An 18,551-nucleotide genomic window follows, 5' to 3' on the forward strand; every position below is an offset into this window, starting at 1 on the left:
GCGGCGTAGGGGTCATCGCGATACCCATTCGACTGACGAAAGGACGCTCTTCATGCGTTTCCGTACTACCGCGCTGGTTTCGACCGCGCTCATCGCTTCGCTCCTGCTCGCTGGATGTGCGCAGAACGGCAAACCGGGCGGCATGCCCGGCATGGATCACGGCTCGACCCCGATGCCGTCGGGCTCGGCATCGGCATCGGCGCAGTTCAACTCCGCCGATGAGATGTTCGTGACGATGATGATCCCTCACCACCAGCAGGCCATCGACATGGCCGACGCGATCTTGTCCAAGGACGGGGTCGATGAACAGGTGCTGACCCTTGCTCAGCAGATCAAGGATGCCCAAGGGCCCGAGATCGAGACGATGCGAGGCTGGCTGGAGGACTGGGGCATCCGGTACAACGAGTCCTCTGGCGGCGGCATGCCCGGCATGGATCCCGGCGGGATGATGTCCGAGAAGGATATGGCCGCCCTGGAGACTGCGACCGGGGCAGAGGCGGCCCGGCTCTTCCTGGAGGGCATGATCGTGCACCACCAGGGTGCGATCGATATGGCCCAGACGGAAGTCGACAGCGGCCAGAACCCGGAAGCGATCGAGCTGGCTCAGCAGGTCATCGACGGTCAGAGCGCCGAGATCGAGACCATGCGGGCCATCCTCGAACGCCTCTAGCACGCGAACCGGGGGGCGCGCAGAAGCGCGTCCCCCGCACCGCCCGCTCGCTCTCTTGCTCTTCCGCGATGCGGTCCGCCGGTGGGAGGTCGACCAACGCCAGGCCGCGTTCGCGCGATCGAGGTGAGGAGCCTTCATGATTCAGTCCCTTCGCAGCAGGTTCGCCAGCTTTGCCCCCCGACTGAACACCCTGGTCACACCCATGAGGCGGCGAGACTCCACTCGGGCGGCGTCTCGATGCGGGCGATCGCGGAGCACGGGCGTTGATCGTAAAGTCCTCCGGACAGCGCTTGGCGGAGCAGGTGTCGATCCCGGTCGCCGACTCGGGCCTCATCGAGTCGCGTCTTGCCGTGTGTCGTCGCCGACCCGGAGGCCCGACTCGAAGCACCTCGACGCGTCTCGGTGCGATCGTCTCGGTGCGATCGCGCGACCCTGCGGCTACCGTTCGGTCGAAGAACAGCTCTCGCCCGCTCGGCATCGAGGGCGCGGATCGCCGGGCACATGTGCAGCACATGGCATACGAGCAGCTACCCATCGTGGAGGTCGGTCTCGATGGGCTCCTGCTTGATCTGGACAAAGATGTGGCGTGAGGGATAATGGCAGTACTCGGGGAGGTGGACGAATGGCGATCGCCGTGGCGGCTTTCCTCGGCGTGCCGCTGGTGCTGGTCGCCATCGGCGCGCTGATCATAGTCCGAGCCGTGCGCGCGCTACGGCGCGAGCCCCGCAGCCGAGCCGCCGCAATCCTCCGGATGATCGCCGGTGCCGGAGTGCTTCTGTCCGGGCTACTGGGCCTGCTCGGCCTGATGCTGGAGATGCCCTACGGCGTGGTCATCCTGCCAGTTCTCTCCGCAATCGTAGCCATCGTGTGGGGTCTCATATTCCTGGTGGCCGCAGCGCTGGTGGAGTGGATCAGCGGGCGCAGGCCCGCGCTACAGCGGAGCGTGGAGTAGCTGGCCACCGATCCCGCCCAACCGCTCAGAAGATGCCGCCGCGACGCGTCACACGCGAGGTGTTCAACCCGCGGAGGTTCGGCCCGCGGTCGATGGGTGACGTGCCTGTGAGGCTGGTGAGGGGCTCTGGGAACGTGCCGACTGGGCCGGGCGAAGATGAACACTCCCCGAACCATCCACTATTTCTGGCCGGTAATCCGCGATCCGCGAGTGCAGGACAACGCCCCGACCCGCCGAGGCTAAGAACAAGGGCGAGGTTCAAACTCGACCGAGGTGGTTCCTCTGATCGAATGTTTGAACCTCGCCCACACGGGGTGGCTAACGGGACTTGAACCCGCGACCACCGGCACCACAAGCCGGTGCTCTACCAACTGAGCTATAGCCACCATGCTGTCCGCATCGCCGGGGCGAGCAAGGCAACCCCACGATCATAGCTCACCTCCGGTCCGATGCGCCAACCCGCGACTTGGCTCAGCTAAAAGGTCCGGGGAGGGCCCGCTTCCGTTTCCGCCGGGGGGCCATGCTGTTCCCGAGACGCCATGCTGTTCCCGAGACGCCATGCTCTTCACGTAATTTTCGTGGCGCCTCGGGAGGATCATGGTGTTCCGGCGCGTCGCCGACGCTCTGCTCAGCGTTTCATCGAGATCTCCAGTCCGCCCCGGCCGGGGATCGTCACCGAGACGAACGGACCGTCCGGGTCTCGGACTCGCGCGAGGTACTCGGCGTACCCGCGGCGCCCGCTGATGACTTTGTCGCAGATCACCAGCGCACCGGGGCGGAGCACCGGCGTGACCAGGTCGAGGGCGGGCAGCGCCATCGGGATCCAGAGGTCGATCAGCATGAAGTCGACGGGCCCCTCCAGCCCGCGCAGCGTCTCCCGCAGATCGCCCTCCCGGATCTCGGCGTGGTCCTCCAGCCCGGCGCGCCGGAGATTGCGGCGGGCCGACGCCACCTTCCGCGGCTCGTGTTCGGCGCCGATCACGAGGCCTTCGCCCCCCCTCCGCGGCGAGGGTGTCCCGGACCGCGGCGGCGAGGTAGATCGTCGAGACCCCGTGCGAAGTCCCGGCCTCCACGACCCTGCGAGCGCCGATCGAGCGGCAGAGCATATGACACAGCGCCGCCTTCGCCGGGTCGAGCGCGACCAGCTTGTCGGCGAGCCAGTCCTTGTCCCCGCCGGTGCCGGTCATGCCCCAGGCGCGGCCCCGGAGCCGGGCGCGCATCAGCCTCCCGGCCAGTGGCACGGCGTTGCGCATGAGCTGCGCCCGGCTCCGCGCATGCAATTCCGCCACAACGGCCTCCGCACACGCGTCCAATAGCGATGGTGCGAGCTTCGCCATGGCTCCAGGATAGACATGCCGCATCGAATCCGCAGCCCGGGTGGGCCGTCGAGGTCGAATGTCGGCGACGCCGTCCGTCCGACGCGCGACATGTCGTCGGCGACGACCCCGGACTGCGCGGCGATCGACAGACTCCTCAGGGGCGGAGCCGGAGCGACTCGATCTCCTCGCGGCCACCCCAGACGCAGTCGCGTTGCGTGCACAGGCAACCAGCCGGCGAGAAGCGGGTAACGACCGCGTACTCGCGGAGTTCCGCGATCCCGAGAGCGCCCAAGGCCGCTTCTGTGTAGGGTGAAACCATGCTCGAGATGTCGCACGAGGAGTTCGAGTCGATGGTCGCGGACGGCCTCGACTCGCTGCACGACGACATGCTCGAGCGACTCGACAACGTCATCTTCCTCGTCGAAGACCGCCCGGCCGACGGCAGCAGCATTCTCGGCACCTACGAGGGCTTCTCGCTCGCCGAGCGCGACGTCTACGGGTACGGGGAGGAGCCGGATCGCATCATCCTCTTCCGGGAGAATCTGCTGGAGCACTGCGCCGATCACGACGAACTCGCCAGGGAGATCCGCATCACGCTCGTGCACGAGATCGCGCACTTCTACGGCATCACCGAGGAGCGCATCCACGAGCTCGGGTGGGGCTGATCGGGTGGGACTCATGGGCGCGACGAGCACTTCGGCGGATGCCGGCGAGCAGCAGCGCACGGCTCCGGAGCGGATCTGGCAGACCGTGGTGTGGGACGACCCCGTGAACCTCATGTCCTACGTGGCGTACGTCTTCCAGACGCACTTCGGCTTCGACCGCGAGCACGCGGAGGAACTGATGCTGCGGGTGCACCATCGGGGCAGCGCGGTCGTCGCCGAGGGGGGACGCGAGACCATGGAGATGCACGTGGAGGCGATGCACGGGTACGGCCTCTGGGCCACGGTGCGGCAGGCGGGCGACGCATGAAGCTGCTGCCGCTGCCGGGCGGCGGTCTGCGGCTGCTTCTGGATCGCGACGAGGCGGCGATGCTCGATCAGCTGATCTCGCAGCTCTCGCAGCTGCTGCAGAGCCACAGCGGCACGGCCCTGGATCCGGATCCCCTCTTCGCCAGCCTCGAGGTCGGCGGATCCGAGCAGGCTCCCGAGGATCCTGCTCTCGCCCGACTCTTCCCCGACGCCTACGAGGGCGACGACGACGCTGCGCAGTTCCGCCGGGTCACGGAGCAGGGCCTGCTGAACCGGAAGCTGCAGGACGCGATGCGGGTCTCCTCGGCGCTCGGGCTCGGAGGCGGGGTGCCGGGCGAGGCCGAGCAAGTGGAGGTCGACATCTCGACCGAGACGCTCCCGGCCTGGGTGCGCACCGTCACCGCCCTGCGACTCGCGATCGCGGCGCGGATCGGTCTCGACTCGCCCGAGGACCACGCCCGCCTCGTCGCCGACGAGAGCACCCGGGGCACGGTGCTCGTCTTCGACTGGCTGGCGGCAATCCTCGAGTCCGTGCTCGCCATCATGGCGGCACCGCCGTCCTCCGAGGAGGAGTGACGCGTCGAGACCGCTACGGCTACATCGGCGACTGCAGCGACCGCGGATCCACGACCTCGCCCCGTTCCTCGAGCAGACTCGCAGAGGTCACGCCGCCCGCCCCGAAGCGTCCCCGCACCTCGTCGACGGCCTGGTCGACGGCGCGCCAGCCGTCGTCCTCGCTCCACAGCGCCGCGGGGTCGCTCCCCTCTTCCAGCAGCTGCTCCGCGCGCACCCCGATGAGTCGCACCGAGCGGCCCCTGACGCCGAGAGCTTCCAGAAGCTCCGCCGCGGTGCGGTAGATGCGGTGCGTCGCGTTGGTGGCCTCCGGGAGCGTGCGCGAGCGGGTGACGGTCTCGAAACTCGACCAGCGCACCTTGATGGAGATCGTCCGCGCCTCGATGCCCGCGGCCCGCAGGCGCTCGCCGGTGCGGGTGGAGAGCCGCAGCAGCTCGCGCTGCAGCACCGCGGCGTCCGCGACGTCGTGGGCGAAGGTCTCCTCGTGCCCGATGCTCTTCTCCGCACGAGAGGTCTGCACCGGTCTCGCATCTCGGCCGTTGGCCAGTTCGTGGAGTCGGCGCGCGCTCGCGGCGCCGACGATGCGTTCGAGCGACGGGAGCGGTTCGCGGGCGAGCTGGGCGACGGTGTGAATGGCGCGGGCCTTGAGCGACTGCGCGGTCGCCCGCCCCACTCCCCACATGGCCTCGACCGGCAACGGTTGCAGGAAGTCGAGGGTGCGCTGCGGCGGGACCTCGAGCACGCCGTCCGGTTTGGCCCGCTGCGAGGCGAGCTTGGCGACGAACTTGGTGCCCGCGAGCCCCACCGAGGCGGGGAGGCCGGTGCGCTCGCGCACGCGCTCGCGCAGTTGCCGGGCGATCTCGGCCGGGGGCCCGAACAGGCGCACCGCCCCTGCGACGTCGAGAAAGGCCTCGTCGATGCTGAGCGGCTCGACGAGCGGGGTGAACTCCTCGAAGATCGCCATGACCGTCTTCGAGGCGCGCCGGTACTTCTCGAAGCTCGGCGGTACGAGGATCAGCTGCGGGCAGAGCTGCTTCGCCCGCACGACCGGCATCGCGGAACTCACCCCGAAGCGGCGGGCCTCGTAGCTGGCGCTCGACACCACCGACCGCGGCGTGTCGTGGGCCGCGGCGACGGGCAGGCCGTGCAGCTCCGGGCGGTCGAGCAGCTCGACCGACACGAAGAAGGAGTCCATATCGACGTGCAGGATCGAGGCGATGTCCCGTTGCGCGCCTTCCATGCATCCATTGCACCACAGAGCCCCGGCATTCACCTTGAGCCGCTAGCGTAGAGTCAGGTTCGAGAACGGATTGGGGCAGGGGCAACATGGCGGAACGACGCTCTCCGAGGTCTCAGGTCGCGGCGCTGCGGGATCGCCCGAGCGCCGACGTGCTCATCGTCGGCGGCGGCATCAACGGCATCGCGACGTTCCGGGAACTCTCCCTGCAGGGCGTCGACGTGGCGCTCGTCGAGCGCGGCGACTTCGTCTCGGGGGCATCCTCGGCTTCGAGCCACATGGTGCACGGCGGCATCCGGTATCTCGAGAACGGCGAGTTCCGCCTGGTCCGGGAGGCCGTGCAGGAGCGCAACCGCCTGACGCGCAACGCCCCGCACTACGTGAAGCCCCTGCGCACCACGATCCCGATCTTCTCGACCTTCTCGGGCGTGCTGACGGCCCCGTTCCGCCTGCTGGTGACGCACGGGCGCGGAAAGCCGCGCGAGCGCGGCGCGCTGCTCATCAAGGTCGGCCTCGTGCTCTACGACATCTTCTCCCGCGGCGGCGGGCGCATACCGCGCCACCGCTTCCACGGCCGCGAACGCTCGCTGCGGCAGCTCCCGCGCCTCACGCCCGGGATCAAGTACACGGCGACCTACTTCGACGCCTCCATGCACAGCCCGGAGCGGCTCGCGCTCGATGTGCTCTCCGACGGCGCGGCGGCGGGCCGGGAGCGCGCACGGGCTGCCAACTACGTCGCCGCGGTGGGCTCGCGCGAGGGCGGCGTGCGCCTGCGCGACGAGACCACGGGCGAGGAGTTCGACTTCGGCGCTCGCGTGGTCGTCAACGCGAGCGGCCCGTGGACCGACCTCACCAACGAGGCGCTCGGCAAGCCGACGAGCTACATGGGCGGCACGAAGGGATCCCACATCGTGCTCGACCACCCCGAGCTGCTCGAGGCGACGGGCGGTCGCGAGATCTTCTTCGAGCACTCCGACGGCCGCATCGTGCTCATCTACCCGCTCAAGGAGCGCGTGCTCGTCGGCACCACCGACATCGATGCGGATCCGCGCGAACCGAGCGTCTGCACCGACGACGAGGTCCAGTACTTCTTCGACCTCATCGGTCACGTGTTCCCGAGCATCCGCGTCGACCGCTCGCAGATCGTCTACACCTTCTCCGGCATCCGGCCGCTCCCCCGCCACGACGACACGGTGCCCGGTTTCGTGTCGCGCGACTACCGCATCGAGCACGGCTGGATCGGGCGCGTACGCACGCTCAGCCTCGTCGGGGGCAAATGGACGACCTTCCGCGCCCTCGGCGAGCACATGGCCGACGAGGCGCTCGCGCTGCTCGGCGCGAAGCGGGTCGCGAGCACGCGCACCACGCCGATCGGCGGGGGCGCGGGCTTCCCCACGGATCGCGCCTCTCGGCGCATCTGGATCGCGAAGCACGGGCGGGGGCACGACCCCGAGCTCGTCTCGCTGCTGCTCGATCGCTACGGCACCAGGGCCGACGAGGTTCTGGCTGCTCTGCCGCGAACCCCCGCCGAGGCTCCGGGACTCCCGCGCTACTTCGTCGAGGAGCTCGCGTACCTCGCCTCGCACGAGGACGTCGTGCACCTCGACGACCTGCTGCTGCGGCGCACCTCGCTCGCGTTCATCGGCGGGCTGACCCGCGGCGGGCTCGCCGCCGCCGCCGAGGCGATCGCGCCGGTGCTCGGCTGGAGCGCCGCGCGCCGTGCGAAGGAGCTCGAGCGCGCCGAGGAGATCCTGCTGCGCGAGCATCGGGTCACGCTCGGAGGACCGGGGATCGCGCCGCTCGGCTGACCGCCGATCCCGAACCGACCGCGCACCCGCGCGAACCCGCTTCCAATGAAGGAGGAGCCGCATGGCCGACTACGTCATCGCGATCGACCAGGGCACGACCTCGACGCGCGCCATCATCTTCGACCGCGCGGGCGCACCGGTCGCGAGCGGGCAGAAGGAGCACGAGCAGATCTTCCCGCGTCCGGGCTGGGTCGAGCACGACCCGCTCGAGATCTGGCGGAACGTGCAGGAGGTGATCGGCCTCGCCCTCGCCCGCGCCGACCTCACGCGGCACGACGTCGCGGCGATCGGCATCACGAATCAGCGCGAGACCGCGGTCGTCTGGGACCGTCGCACGGGGCGGCCCGTGTACAACGCCATCGTGTGGCAGGACACCCGCACGCAGGGCATCGTGGACCGGCTCGCGGCCGAGGGCGGCGTCGAGCGTTTCAAGGAGGCCGTCGGCCTGCCGCTCACCACGTACTTCTCGGGCACGAAGATCGCGTGGATCCTCGAGAACGTGGAGGGTGCGCGGGAGGCCGCCGATGCGGGCGAGCTGCTCTTCGGCACGACGGATTCGTGGGTGCTGTGGAATCTCACCGGCGGCATCGACGGCGGGGTGCACGTCACCGACGTCACCAATGCGTCGCGCACGCTCTTCATGGATCTGAGAACGCTCGAGTGGCGCGACGACATCCTCGAGGCCTTCGGCGTACCGCGCTCGATGCTGCCCGAGATCCGGTCGTCGTCAGAGGTGTACGGCGCCGCCGAGAGCTCCTCGCTGCTGCGCGAGACCCCGATCGCGGGCATCCTCGGCGACCAGCAGGCGGCGACCTTCGGTCAGGCCGCGTTCGCCGCGGGCGAGTCGAAGAACACCTACGGCACCGGCTGCTTCCTCATCTTCAACACGGGCGAGGAGATCGTGCGCTCGCAGAACGGCCTGCTCACGACCGTCGGCTACAAGCTCGGCGACGGTGCGGCGCACTACGCGCTCGAGGGGTCGATCGCGGTGGCCGGGTCGCTGATCCAGTGGCTGCGGGATCAGCTCGGCATCATCGACTCGGCGCCCGAGGTCGAGCGGCTCGCCGCGAGCGTGCCCGACAGCGGCGGCGTGTACCTCGTGCCCGCGTTCTCCGGCCTGTTCGCCCCCTACTGGCGGCCGGACGCGCGCGGGGCGATCCTCGGCCTGACGCGCTACGCGAACAGGGGGCACATCGCGCGGGCCGCGCTCGAGGCGGTCGCGTTCCAGACGCGCGACGTGCTCGACGCCGTCAACGCCGACGTCACGGCGGCAGGCGGCGTGCCGCTCAGCGAGCTGCGGGTCGACGGAGGGATGGTGGCGAACGACGCCCTCATGCAGTTCCAGGCCGACGTGCTGGGCGTGCCCGTGGTGCGCCCAGTGGTGGCCGAGACCACAGCCCTCGGCGCCGCGTACGCGGCGGGCCTCGCCGTCGGGTTCTGGTCGGGGCTCGACGATCTGAGCGAAAACTGGCGCGAGGACCGCCGCTGGGAGCCGCGTCTCGACGCCGCGGAGCGGGAGCGGCGCCTGCGGCTGTGGCGCAAGGCCGTCGCCAAGTCGATGGACTGGGTCGACGAGGACACCGCGGGCTGAGGCCCGCCCGACGAACCGGGCAGCGGTTCCGCTACGAAAGTGCAGGAGCGGCGAGGTCGCGCGGATAGTACTCATTCTCCCGAAAACTCGAGTCGTCCAGCCGCAACGCGCCGACCACTCCGAGCGCCTCGAACGCCCAGTACCCGTGATAGCGCTTCTTCGGAACCAGCTCGTGCTCGCTCCAGCCCCAGATCCCCTTCCACGCCGTGTACCACTTCGCGAGGTAGCGGGCGACGTCCTCGACGGCCTCGGCCTCATCCGAGAGCGCGTCGGCCAAGGGGCCGACGCTCCGTGGGAACAGCAGTTCCTCGCCCACGACGCGATCCGGCTTGCGCGTCCCGATCAGTCCGTCGATCAGCCGATCGCCCCAGCCGAACTCCACTGCCGAGACCACCCGGTCGAACGTGGCCTCGTCGACCTCGAACGCCACCGCGAGGGAGACCAGCCGCAGCCACGCGAGATAGTGGTCCTTGACCTTCGGGTTGCGGAAATGCAGCTGGATCAGACCGGGAGGGAAGTGCTGCTTCTCCAGGCGTGTCGCTCGCTCAGCGGCGGTCAGGATGTCATCGAAATCGTCACGCAGCCGCGCCTCGGAAGCACCAGCCGAATACAGCGCGCTGAAGCGGACCCACCTGTGCTTGACGGCATCCTCCGCGGCCAGCGCCAGACTCTCGGGCGTCCGCCACTGCTCAACGGGCCGCTGCAACCGCTTCTCGTCGAACTCGATGTTCGAGGTGAGGTGCTCGACCATCTCGTCGAAGTACGCTCGCTCGGCGCGAACATCACGCGGTGCGGCGAAGGTTCCGGTCATCATCGCTCCTCAGCGTCTTCGGCGTTCCAAGACATGATCTCATCCGTCCTGGGCATGAGCCGGCTATCGGTCGCCGCGCCGAGGACGATCTTCTCCGCGAGCGCGAGACTCTCGACGATCCGGCGGCCCGCCGGCGTCACGACCTCCAGCCTCGGGTGCCGGCCCTGACGAGGGTACACCTCGATCTCCTCGCCGCCGAGACGCGCGCGGAAGACCTGCCAATCGTCGCTGACCACGTCCCAGCCCGAGCCCGCCACCGCCGCTACGATCCGGCGCCCGATCAGCTCGGAGATATCCGGACGATAGCTCGCTTCCCCCGTCTCGAGGAGTTCGTCCCGTCTGCGGAACGCCTCGTCGCCGTACTTCGCCAGCACCTCGGCGTCGCTGAGACGCCCCAGCGGACGGTCGAAGACCCACAGCCAGGCGCCCTCGGCCAGCCACCACAGCTCGCTGACCGCCCATCGGCTCACGAGCACCTGGTAGGACCCCCGCGTCATATCAGGCCTCGTCCTCGCCCGGTCGTCTGCCGCTCCACATCGCCTTGATCGCCACGCGCAGCACGACCGGATCCAGGGTGTACACGACCGGGGCGCCGGCATCGGCCGCGCTCACCCGCACCGCCGTCGTCACCGAGTCGATGCTGCCATCCTCGACGGCGTAGGACAGCGGGATCCGGACGGCCCCGTTGCCGAGTGTCACCATGTACAGCCTGCGCACCACGCCCCGTGCCCGGTCGCGATACTCCCCCGCGGTACCGGCACGCAGGCCGAGTTGCATCTCAACCGGCGGATACCCAGCCGCGAGCATCAGCTTCGCGGTCAACCGCTTGGCCCCGGAGTGGCGCACATCACGCTCGTCGAGGATGAGACCGGCGACGACGTCATCCCACGGAAGCTCCGCACCGGCGAACCGCACCCCGGTCTTCGAAATCGCGAGGTACTCCTCCGGAGCCTCCCGCATCGCGACGAGCCGGCGGCGGATCATCGCGATGCGCAGCGCCGCAGCCGCGGCCGCGAGCGCGAGGAGCACCGACAGGATGTAGGTAGGCCCTCGGCCGAGCGCGGAGACGGCCAGCGCGACGGTGCCGAGGATCGCGGCCGGCACGAGGACCGCGAACGCCACAAGGACGACGGTGTTCACCGTCAACTTGCGCCGGATCCGCGCACGATCCGTCTGCACCGTGAACACCTCGCCGCGGTCGAAGAGCGCCCGCCAGCCGCCGGCGATCCGGGCATCGACGGGCTGCGGAAGCAGGGCGCCCCCTGCGTCTCCACTCATCCGACACCCCCTCTGCGGATCATCCAGCCACGTCAGACCGCCTCCGGCGGTCCGCCACAGACCTTCCGAGTAGATTACACCCGTCATCCGGGCGAAAAAGCTCGAAAGGCAGGTCCCTTCGAGTCTTCAGGCCCCCCAAGTACCTCCGGGACCACTGAAAGGGGTCATGCCGTTTGCCACGGGCCGCTCACCGCGCTCGGGCGTTGCGGCCTCCGGCACGACCTCACCGGGCAAACGACACGCCGTTAACTAGTTGGAATTTCAATTAGTATGGATTACGATCTAGTCATGAAATCGGATAGCTCGAGCAGCGACTGGTCTCGCGCAGCGATGCTCTTGCTGCTGCTGCACCATCTCTCCCGGGCACCGAACCATGGATACGGGCTGATGGATCTCTTGCGGGCTCAGGGATTCGACGTCAAGGGCGCGACGGTGTATCCGCAGCTGAGCAAGCTTCAGGGCGAGGGGCTGATCCGTTCGGAGTGGCACGCGCCTGAGAGCGGTCCTGCCCGAAAGGTGATGACGATCACCCCGGCCGGGGAAGCCCGGCTGAGCGAGTTGCTACAGCATTGGGCGTCCTTCCAAGACCGGCTCGATGCGGCGCTCGGCCGTAACATTACAGAAGGGGAAGCCCGATGAACTACTATGCCGATCTGGCGGCCGCGCTACGTGATCGCAAGTGCGACGAGACTCAGGTGCGGGAGATCCTGGAAGCTGTGCGGGAAGCAACCGCTCAGGGCACGGCCACGCCAGAGGAGGAGTTCGGCCCCGCGAAGCAGTACGCGGCGAACTACCAGGGGACGCACTCGCCCCGCCCGGGCCGAATCGTCCAGTGGGCCGCTTTCGGAGCCGCGATCCTCGCGTTCCTCGCGCTGCGCGTCGTCATCTTCCCCGGTCTCGACTGGCTCCCGTGGGGAGCGCTCATGGGCGCCGGTTCGTTCGTCTTCTTCGGCCTCCTCGGCGATGGGATCGCACGCCGGCTGAATCGACGCCTGCCGGAGGGCTTTCGCGCGGAGGGATGAGTCAGCACTCCGTCCCGCTGCCCGACATCGATTCGCAGACGCCCTCCGATCTCGAAGCGATGACCTCTTCCGTGTGAGGGTGCTCGAATCGCCAAGGTCGAGCTGGTAAGTCACCCGCTCCGAGCGGTTGCCCGCCCGGTCGACTGGCGGCCAGGGTCGCGTTCACGCGGGTGGTTTACGCCGTGAAAGCTGAAATCAGTCGGATTCTGCCTGGACATTCACAAGAGAAGAGGCGGTGTGGAGTCACGGTGAGGCGGGGTCAGTTGCGGAGGTATTCGAGGACGGCGAGGATTCGTTTGTTGCCGGGATGGGCGTGGAGGTCGAGTTTCGTGAAGATGGCGCTGACGCGGCGTTCGACCGTCGCGGGGCTGAAGTGCAAGTTCTGAGCGATCTGTTCGTTCGTCTGCCCTTCGGCCATGAGAGCGAGAACCTCGCGTTCTCGGTCACCGAGCGCGCCGAGAGCGCCCTGGTGGGAGCGTTCCTCCATCAAGTACGCGATGACTTTGGGGTCGATGCTGACACCGCCGGCCCCGACGGTTTCGACTGAGTGAATGAAGTCGGCGATACGTCCGACTCGTTCTTTGAGCTGGTATCCGGTGCCGCCCGGTGCGTCCGGTGCCGTTGCGAGCAGCGATCGGGCGTACTCGTTGCCAAGGTGCTGGGAGAGAACCAAAATGCCGACCGTGGGGCGTCGGGCGCGTAGCTCGACGGCGACTCGGAGGCCATCATCCGTGTTGTGCGGTGGCATCCGCACGTCCGCGATGAGCAGGTCGATGTCGTCAGCCGTGCCGAGCTGCGCACGGAGCCGGTCCGCGTCCTCGACAGTCCAGACTACGGCGTGACCGTGCTGTTCGAGGATCGCGGTGATGCCCTCGCGGAGCAGCGCGACGTCCTCGGCGACTCCGATTCTCACCGGGCCACCCCGTTCAAAGTCGATTCGGGTACTTGGATCGTGAGGACGGTGGGGCCGCCTCGGGGGCTGCTCATGAGCATGGTGCCTCCTAGGATTCCTACGCGATGTTCGATACCGACGAGTCCTGTTCCGTTGTCGGGGTTCGCGCCCCCGCGTCCATCGTCGGACAGGGTGATGCGAAGCCCTTGCACGTTCACGGTGAGCGCGACCGTGATGCGGGTAGCGCCGCTGTGTTTGAGGGCGTTCGTGAAGAACTCCGATGCGATCGAGTACAGGGTCGCTTCGACCGAAGCTCGGAGTCGCGGAAGAGCTTGGAGTCTCGGAAGGGTGTGTGCTTCGACCGTGGCCGGGATCGGAGAGCGTGCGGCGAGTTGCGTCAGTGCAGCGGCAAGACCGTCTTCCACGAGGAGACGCGGGCGAAGGCCGGAAATGGCGGCTCGCATCGCGTCGAGGGCGTGCTCGACTTCGAGGTGTGCGGCTTCGAGCGCGCCCAGCTCGTCGGCGTGAGGCGATCGAGCGGAAGCGGTGAGCCGGGTGCGGAGGATTCCCAGATGAAGTGCGGCGGCGGCGAGGTGCTGCTGCGGGCCGTCGTGGAGGTCGCGTTCGATGCGTCGGCGTTCGTCCTCGAACGCTTCAACAAGAGCGACGCTCTTGTCAGCGAGCATGTCCACCTGACGTTCGAGTGATTCGATCTTGGAACCGATGAGCACTCTCGTTGTGGCGGCCTGGGAAAAGGCCAGCAGCAAGGCTGCGTAGAGGAACACGAGGAGGAGGAGGGCGCCGAGGAGGGTGAAGAGCAGTGCGGGTGCCGGTTGGTCGATCTGCCATTCGCCGATGACGTACTTCCGGCCTGCTAACGGGAGTACCGGGGCGGTGATGAGGGTGATGATCGCGGTTCCGCCGAAGACGAAGAGGGCGTACCCGAGTGCGGCGTAGAGCAGGTGGAGCAGCGTCGCCCCGATCTCTCGCCACCCCAACGATGAGTAGAGCCGAGCAGGTGCATTTCGGAACGGCGGAACTCGGAGACCCCTCGGTGGGCCGGGTATCGTCCCGAGGCGCAGAAGCCGGACTCGTTGCCGCTCGACGGCGCTGAGGCTCCAAGACCAGGCTGGGAGTAGTGGAAAAGCAGCGAGGAAGATGATCGTGGGTGCTGCGAGAAAGATGCCGCTGAGAACATAGGCGCTAGCTCGCCAAGGGAGGGAAGTCCCGAGCACGCCCACTTGATGCACGCGGTGCGGCCGGTGGCGGGAAACGGGCATACTTCCATTCTCTCGGATGGTGAGCCCGCGCTTATGGGGATCCCCCTCCACTGGAGTGAGGGTTTTCCCTCATCTTCCGAGGGCAATCGTCCTTGCCCCGCACCCTCGACCTTCAGAGGGTGGAGGTATGCAGAAAACGAACTCCGTACCGCCAGCCGTCGTCGCATCAGCAGTAGAGAAGTCCTTTGGCGGACGGCGAGGCATGCCCGTTGTGCCGGTACTTCGAGGAGTGGACCTCACGGTTCCCCAGGGCGGCATGGTCGCTATCGTCGGCCCTTCGGGATGCGGGAAGTCGACGCTGATGTTCTGCCTGGCGGGCCTGGACCCGGTGACCTCGGGGAACGTGTGGACCTTGGGCGAGGATCTCGGAAAGCTGAAAGCGGGAGCCATCGCGCAACTGTATCGAGAGCGAATCGGGTTCGTCTTCCAGTCCTACAACCTCGTCACCGCGCTCACGGCGCGCGAGAACGTCGTGCTTCCCGAACGCCTCTGCGGACGACGGGCCGACCTCGACCGGGCCGACGCCATCCTGAGCGGTTTCGGCCTCGGCGAGCGGACACGCACGCGGGTGAGCCGGCTCTCCAACGGCGAGCAGCAGCGTGTCGCTCTCGCCCGAGTCATGGCGAACCGACCGGAACTCGTCTTCGCCGACGAACCGACCGGTGCGCTCGACACCGCTTCTTCCCGCCTCGTGCTCGATCAACTTCGGGCGCACGCCGATGGAACTCGAACCGTCGTCATGGTCACCCACGACCTCGACGCCGCGACGCTCGCCGACATCGTGGTCGTCATGCGAGATGGTATGCTGACGCAGTCCTTGTATCGCCCGAGCAGCAGTCAGCTGCTCGCTGCGATGGAAGGGAACCCAGCATGATCCGCCTCGCCATCGCCGAGCTGCGCGAGGACACCCGCCTCTGGGTCGGCCCGTTCCTCGTCGCCATCATCTCAGCCGCGTTCGTGTACCTCGCCGCGGTGTACTGGTGGACCCTGGGCACGCCCGAAGGGGCCGCACTAATCGAGAGCCTCGGGTCGACTGTCGATGAGGCCCGAGCCGGCAGCTACGTCGTGTACGTCTCGACTGCCGTACCCGCCATTGCCGTCCTCGGCACGGGTGCTGCCGCAACGATCACCGCACTGTCGACACGCATCGCGCGGTGGCGACTCGCTGGAGCGTCGCCGTCGCAGATACGCCGTGCGATCACCGTGCAAGTCCTGCTCGTGAACGCCGTCGGAGCCGTCGCCGGGATCATCGTCGCCAGCCCGTTCTGCCAGAGCGCCGTCGACCTGCTCGTGCGCATGGTCACCCGCGAAGATCGCTCCTTCCCCGTCGCGAATGCGATCCCTGCTGCGCTTCTCGCGATCGTCGGGGCCACCCTGGTGTCTTACTTCGCAAGCTTCATCCCGGCGCGACGTGCAGCGCGAATCTCCGCAGTCCACGCGGTTCGGGATGAAACCGAAGCAACCGTGACGATGCCGGTTTCTCGATGGATCGTTGCTGGTTTCGCAGTCCTGTTCCTGCTGCAGCAGGTCATCGTCACTATCGGCGCGACCCTGACTCTCGGTTCCGACAGCATCGGCGGATCGAGCGCGGCGACGCTCTCCATGATGACGGGCCTTGCCGTCCTCGCGATCATCGTGGCTCTGGCCCCTGTGCTTGTCCCGCAGTTCATTCGGCTATGGACCGCGATCCTTCCTGCCCGCCGTCTCCCCGCCTGGACCCTAGCGCGATTCTTCGCGACCGGCCAGCCCCGGCGAACCGCGACCGCCGTGATGCCGATTGCGGTCGGGCTCGCGTTGTACGGCATTCTCTTCGGGATCATCACCACCTGGCAGGACGCGCTCACGCGAGGCGGGATCACGGCGACCCTCAACTCGCTCGACACCTATGTGATGTTGACGCCCGCAGCCGCCATCTCCATCGCGGGCAGCATCGCCAGCGTGCTCCTTTCAACCCGCGCACGCACGAGGGACGCTGCCGCGCTGCGTGTCGCCGGTGCTTCACCACGAACGCTCATCGGTATCGCGTTCGCCGAAGCCACCGCCTACGCCCTCGCTGCGACGGTACTCGGGCTCGGCATCGCCGCGGCATCGGTCGCAACGACCGCGTTCATGCTGACCGCCGGTGGACTCCCCGCTGCACCGCTGCTCGATCTGCGACAAATGGGCGTTCTCGCTCTTGTCGCAACCGTGGCATTGCTCACTGTCCTCCTTGTTCCCGCGCTTTCAGCCGTACGTCGAAACCCGCGCGACGCGCTTGCTGCGCTCTGAGTAGGCATCGCTGGAAGAGCCGACGCAACAGGTCTAGGGGCGTGCTGGTTCACAGCTCGCGCTCAGGGTATCAACGTGAAGACGATTGCTCGTCAGTTCGGGGTGCATCGCGGGACGGTGTGGGCGAAGACGCGGCAAACGCCTTGGGGGAAAGGTAGGGGGTTACAAAACCGGTTGTTCTGCGTGCAGTTGTTCATACCGCTGCTCGGCGTCACGCCACGGAGTAGGAACGAATGAGGCGAACACGGCGAATACGGCCGCGAGGGTAGTGATAACGCTGAGGGCGACTCCGCTGGCCGCACTGTCTCCTCCCGAGACGAAAAACGTATCGGCGAGACTCATCCCGATCGTGAACCCGGCGAACCACTGGGTAACACCAACTGCGGTGATGAGCATCGCACCGGTGACGATGATTCTTCTCGTCGATCGGGGCCCGGCGAACCGCCTCAGCGAGCAACAGATCGGAAACGCGATTGCCGCCGCGATGAACAGTCCCGCCCACACTGCGACGACCGCAACGCCTGTGGGTTGCTCGGCCTCGTACATCGCCGCGTAAATCTCGCTCAGCGACATTCCTGGCATCTTCGCCAGCGGATTCCACACCAGGATATGCAACGTTGCGAACGCCACCGCGCAGATGGCGAGCAGCGAGAACATCGCGCTGAGCCCAATCCGCGACACGGTGCGGAGTGGCTGCTGTGGAAGTTGGCCTCGTGGCCCTCCTGCCGCGAGGAACAGTGCCGTCGCGACTGCGGCAGGTGCCATGAGGACTCCGAGAATCGGGAAGACCGCAGTGACCGCCATGGAGAGCACCGCCGCGATACCGAACAACACGAACTGTGCGATCCGTTTGAGGCCGAACGTCGAGAGACCGATACGAACGGCGCCGATCCCGTTCACGATTCCGATGAGGGCGAACACCGCGATCGTCGCGAACGTAACCGTGCCGCTGACGGCCATTACGCCGTCATTCAGATGTTGGTCGGCGCTCGTCAACGAGACCGCGAAGGTTCCGGCCGCAAGAATCAGTGCGCTGCACAGAAACGCTGCTGACCAGCGTGCACGCCGGATTGTTTCCACCTTGCTGGGAATCCCAGTCACCCGAGGATCGTCTCGGTCGAGCCTTGCTGACGTCGCGAACGCACCGGAGAGCACAGAGACACGGGAGATGCCGAGTTGCGAGGCTTGCTCAAGATCGGCGGCCCACTCCTCGCGGTATCTGGCTTGCAGAGGTGCGGGGAGCGTGCGAACCGCCAGTTCGATCAGGGTCTGAATCAGGCTCATACGATCACCTCGCTCGGCGCACCAACGAGGCGAGGACGTGCTTGTTCCTGGAACCGCTGCACCGCTTCTCGTGCAGCGATCGCTCCGTCTGAGGTGAGTCGGTAGAGCCTGCGACGCGGGCCGCTGCGTTCACTCTCGGCCTCCCATTCCGAGGTCACCCATCCCAGACGTTCCAAGCGCTCCAGAATTGGGTAAATGCTGCCCGCTGGCCGCCCGCTCTCCTTGACGATCAAGAGGCCCCACACAGGCTCGGGATGTGCGAGCAACGCAGCAAGAGCGTCAGACGTCGCGGGGGTCAGCCGGGGAAGAGGAAGCATGACAACAACTCTACCTATATAGAGATAGAGAGAGCAACGCTCGTCCGCGTACGCTCCTACGTTCCCTGTTACGGGATCTGGGCGATCCAGTCCGAGAGGGACGCACGGAAGTTGTCGTGTTCGGCGTCGATCATGATCGTGGCAGGGAATCCGACCATACTGTGGCCACCCGGAAAAGCAGCCGGATCAGACAAGCACTCTCTGTGGCCGACATAGGGCGGATTCAATCGGTCGTCGCAACACCTCGATCACGGAGGTAAAGAATGGGACGATCGAGG

The 18,551-nt window shown here is 67.4% G+C and carries 20 protein-coding genes and 1 tRNA gene; 11 read left to right on the forward strand and 10 right to left on the reverse strand.

Annotated elements, in window-relative coordinates; translation table 11 throughout:
• Positions 1–142: 142 nt before the first annotated feature.
• Complete coding sequence (locus tag D1J51_RS06230; RefSeq protein WP_371414078.1) at positions 143–670, forward strand: DUF305 domain-containing protein; 528 nt, start codon at positions 143–145, stop codon at positions 668–670.
• A 622-nt stretch (positions 671–1,292) separates the two neighbouring features.
• On the forward strand, positions 1,293–1,622 hold the full coding sequence (locus D1J51_RS06240) for a hypothetical protein (protein ID WP_119074332.1): 330 nt from the start codon (positions 1,293–1,295) through the stop codon (positions 1,620–1,622).
• A gap of 313 nt (positions 1,623–1,935) precedes the next feature.
• On the opposite strand, the gene D1J51_RS06245 is transcribed toward D1J51_RS06240, so the two are convergent.
• Positions 1,936–2,008 (reverse strand) — tRNA-His (locus tag D1J51_RS06245).
• Between the two features lie 242 nt (positions 2,009–2,250).
• Positions 2,251–2,730: an O-methyltransferase gene (locus D1J51_RS18180; protein WP_256386001.1), complete on the reverse strand. Its 480-nt coding sequence runs from the start codon at positions 2,728–2,730 to the stop codon at positions 2,251–2,253.
• Between the two features lie 528 nt (positions 2,731–3,258).
• Here D1J51_RS18180 and D1J51_RS06255 point away from each other — a divergent pair.
• From D1J51_RS06255 to D1J51_RS06265, 3 genes are read left to right on the forward strand one after another with little or no spacing between them, the layout of a single operon-like run.
• Positions 3,259–3,606, forward strand: coding sequence for a metallopeptidase family protein (locus D1J51_RS06255; RefSeq protein ID WP_119074333.1), 348 nt, complete (start codon positions 3,259–3,261; stop codon positions 3,604–3,606).
• A gap of 13 nt (positions 3,607–3,619) precedes the next feature.
• A complete protein-coding gene (gene clpS / locus D1J51_RS06260) occupies positions 3,620–3,913 on the forward strand; it encodes an ATP-dependent Clp protease adapter ClpS (RefSeq protein WP_119074334.1) in 294 nt (97 codons plus the stop codon).
• Positions 3,910–4,488: a DUF2017 family protein gene (locus tag D1J51_RS06265; RefSeq protein ID WP_119074335.1), complete on the forward strand. Its 579-nt coding sequence runs from the start codon at positions 3,910–3,912 to the stop codon at positions 4,486–4,488. The genes clpS and D1J51_RS06265 overlap by 4 nt, the downstream gene beginning before the upstream one ends.
• Positions 4,489–4,507: 19 nt before the next feature.
• Here the strand turns inward: D1J51_RS06265 and dinB are convergent, their stop codons facing one another.
• Complete coding sequence (dinB, locus tag D1J51_RS06270; RefSeq protein ID WP_119074336.1) at positions 4,508–5,725, reverse strand: DNA polymerase IV; 1,218 nt, start codon at positions 5,723–5,725, stop codon at positions 4,508–4,510.
• 86 nt (positions 5,726–5,811) lie between these two features.
• Here dinB and D1J51_RS06275 point away from each other — a divergent pair, with 86 nt between their 5' ends.
• Together D1J51_RS06275 and glpK are read left to right on the forward strand one after the other, a co-directional pair.
• Positions 5,812–7,530 (forward strand): glycerol-3-phosphate dehydrogenase/oxidase, encoded by a 1,719-nt coding sequence (locus D1J51_RS06275; protein WP_119074337.1) that lies wholly within the window; start codon positions 5,812–5,814, stop codon positions 7,528–7,530.
• Positions 7,531–7,591: 61 nt separating this feature from the next.
• The gene (gene glpK, locus D1J51_RS06280; protein ID WP_119074338.1) at positions 7,592–9,121 is read left to right on the forward strand and encodes a glycerol kinase GlpK; all 1,530 of its coding nucleotides are present in this window, start codon (positions 7,592–7,594) and stop codon (positions 9,119–9,121) included.
• A gap of 31 nt (positions 9,122–9,152) precedes the next feature.
• On the opposite strand, the gene D1J51_RS06285 is transcribed toward glpK, so the two are convergent.
• Genes D1J51_RS06285 through D1J51_RS06295 form a run of 3 tightly spaced genes read right to left on the reverse strand, consistent with a single transcriptional unit; the run spans position 9,153 to position 11,210 of the window.
• Positions 9,153–9,932, reverse strand: coding sequence for a PoNe immunity protein domain-containing protein (locus D1J51_RS06285; protein WP_162903692.1), 780 nt, complete (start codon positions 9,930–9,932; stop codon positions 9,153–9,155).
• Positions 9,932–10,429: a hypothetical protein gene (locus D1J51_RS06290; RefSeq protein ID WP_119074340.1), complete on the reverse strand. Its 498-nt coding sequence runs from the start codon at positions 10,427–10,429 to the stop codon at positions 9,932–9,934. Before D1J51_RS06290 ends, D1J51_RS06285 begins: the two co-directional genes overlap by 1 nt.
• Before the next feature lies 1 nt (position 10,430).
• Positions 10,431–11,210 carry a hypothetical protein gene (locus D1J51_RS06295; protein ID WP_119074341.1) on the reverse strand — a complete coding sequence of 260 codons (780 nt, stop codon included), beginning with the start codon at positions 11,208–11,210 and terminating at the stop codon, positions 10,431–10,433.
• A 288-nt stretch (positions 11,211–11,498) separates the two neighbouring features.
• Between D1J51_RS06295 and D1J51_RS06300 the strand changes: the two genes are divergently transcribed.
• Together D1J51_RS06300 and D1J51_RS06305 are read left to right on the forward strand one after the other, a co-directional pair.
• Complete coding sequence (locus tag D1J51_RS06300) at positions 11,499–11,849, forward strand: PadR family transcriptional regulator (protein ID WP_162903693.1); 351 nt, start codon at positions 11,499–11,501, stop codon at positions 11,847–11,849.
• Positions 11,846–12,232 carry a hypothetical protein gene (locus D1J51_RS06305; RefSeq protein WP_119074343.1) on the forward strand — a complete coding sequence of 129 codons (387 nt, stop codon included), beginning with the start codon at positions 11,846–11,848 and terminating at the stop codon, positions 12,230–12,232. The genes D1J51_RS06300 and D1J51_RS06305 overlap by 4 nt, the downstream gene beginning before the upstream one ends.
• Before the next feature lie 259 nt (positions 12,233–12,491).
• On the opposite strand, the gene D1J51_RS06310 is transcribed toward D1J51_RS06305, so the two are convergent.
• Both D1J51_RS06310 and D1J51_RS06315 read right to left on the reverse strand, forming a co-directional pair.
• Positions 12,492–13,145, reverse strand: coding sequence for a response regulator transcription factor (locus tag D1J51_RS06310; RefSeq protein ID WP_119074344.1), 654 nt, complete (start codon positions 13,143–13,145; stop codon positions 12,492–12,494).
• The gene (locus D1J51_RS06315; RefSeq protein ID WP_119074345.1) at positions 13,142–14,404 is read right to left on the reverse strand and encodes a sensor histidine kinase; all 1,263 of its coding nucleotides are present in this window, start codon (positions 14,402–14,404) and stop codon (positions 13,142–13,144) included. The genes D1J51_RS06310 and D1J51_RS06315 overlap by 4 nt, the downstream gene beginning before the upstream one ends.
• Positions 14,405–14,633: 229 nt before the next feature.
• On the opposite strand from D1J51_RS06315, the gene D1J51_RS06320 reads away from it, so the two are divergent.
• Positions 14,634–15,278, forward strand: a complete 645-nt coding sequence (locus tag D1J51_RS06320; RefSeq protein ID WP_205547773.1) for an ABC transporter ATP-binding protein — start codon at positions 14,634–14,636, stop codon at positions 15,276–15,278.
• An 83-nt stretch (positions 15,279–15,361) separates the two neighbouring features.
• Positions 15,362–16,672, forward strand: coding sequence for an FtsX-like permease family protein (locus tag D1J51_RS06325; RefSeq protein ID WP_162903694.1), 1,311 nt, complete (start codon positions 15,362–15,364; stop codon positions 16,670–16,672).
• 162 nt (positions 16,673–16,834) lie between these two features.
• Here D1J51_RS06325 and D1J51_RS06330 read toward each other — a convergent pair whose 3' ends face one another.
• Positions 16,835–17,956, reverse strand: a complete 1,122-nt coding sequence (locus D1J51_RS06330; protein WP_162903695.1) for a hypothetical protein — start codon at positions 17,954–17,956, stop codon at positions 16,835–16,837.
• Positions 17,953–18,273 (reverse strand): PadR family transcriptional regulator, encoded by a 321-nt coding sequence (locus tag D1J51_RS06335; RefSeq protein WP_119074349.1) that lies wholly within the window; start codon positions 18,271–18,273, stop codon positions 17,953–17,955. Before D1J51_RS06335 ends, D1J51_RS06330 begins: the two co-directional genes overlap by 4 nt.
• Positions 18,274–18,551: the final 278 nt, after the last annotated feature.

The sequence above is a fragment of the Leucobacter sp. wl10 genome (assembly GCF_003569785.1).
In the GTDB taxonomy this organism is placed as follows: Bacteria; Actinomycetota; Actinomycetes; order Actinomycetales; family Microbacteriaceae; genus Leucobacter.

Excerpts from the sequence above, each read along its gene's own strand:
- D1J51_RS06230 (WP_371414078.1), top strand. The coding sequence starts at position 143 with ATGCCCGGCATGGATCACGGCTCGACCCCGATGCCGTCGGGCTCGGCA.
- D1J51_RS06240 (WP_119074332.1), top strand. The coding sequence starts at position 1,293 with ATGGCGATCGCCGTGGCGGCTTTCCTCGGCGTGCCGCTGGTGCTGGTC.
- D1J51_RS06255 (WP_119074333.1), top strand. The coding sequence starts at position 3,259 with ATGCTCGAGATGTCGCACGAGGAGTTCGAGTCGATGGTCGCGGACGGC.
- clpS (WP_119074334.1), top strand. The coding sequence starts at position 3,620 with ATGGGCGCGACGAGCACTTCGGCGGATGCCGGCGAGCAGCAGCGCACG.
- D1J51_RS06265 (WP_119074335.1), top strand. The coding sequence starts at position 3,910 with ATGAAGCTGCTGCCGCTGCCGGGCGGCGGTCTGCGGCTGCTTCTGGAT.
- dinB (WP_119074336.1), bottom strand. The coding sequence starts at position 5,725 with ATGGAAGGCGCGCAACGGGACATCGCCTCGATCCTGCACGTCGATATG.
- D1J51_RS06275 (WP_119074337.1), top strand. The coding sequence starts at position 5,812 with ATGGCGGAACGACGCTCTCCGAGGTCTCAGGTCGCGGCGCTGCGGGAT.
- glpK (WP_119074338.1), top strand. The coding sequence starts at position 7,592 with ATGGCCGACTACGTCATCGCGATCGACCAGGGCACGACCTCGACGCGC.
- D1J51_RS06285 (WP_162903692.1), bottom strand. The coding sequence starts at position 9,932 with ATGACCGGAACCTTCGCCGCACCGCGTGATGTTCGCGCCGAGCGAGCG.
- D1J51_RS06290 (WP_119074340.1), bottom strand. The coding sequence starts at position 10,429 with ATGACGCGGGGGTCCTACCAGGTGCTCGTGAGCCGATGGGCGGTCAGC.
- D1J51_RS06295 (WP_119074341.1), bottom strand. The coding sequence starts at position 11,210 with ATGAGTGGAGACGCAGGGGGCGCCCTGCTTCCGCAGCCCGTCGATGCC.
- D1J51_RS06300 (WP_162903693.1), top strand. The coding sequence starts at position 11,499 with ATGAAATCGGATAGCTCGAGCAGCGACTGGTCTCGCGCAGCGATGCTC.
- D1J51_RS06305 (WP_119074343.1), top strand. The coding sequence starts at position 11,846 with ATGAACTACTATGCCGATCTGGCGGCCGCGCTACGTGATCGCAAGTGC.
- D1J51_RS06315 (WP_119074345.1), bottom strand. The coding sequence starts at position 14,404 with ATGCCCGTTTCCCGCCACCGGCCGCACCGCGTGCATCAAGTGGGCGTG.
- D1J51_RS06330 (WP_162903695.1), bottom strand. The coding sequence starts at position 17,956 with ATGAGCCTGATTCAGACCCTGATCGAACTGGCGGTTCGCACGCTCCCC.
- D1J51_RS06335 (WP_119074349.1), bottom strand. The coding sequence starts at position 18,273 with ATGCTTCCTCTTCCCCGGCTGACCCCCGCGACGTCTGACGCTCTTGCT.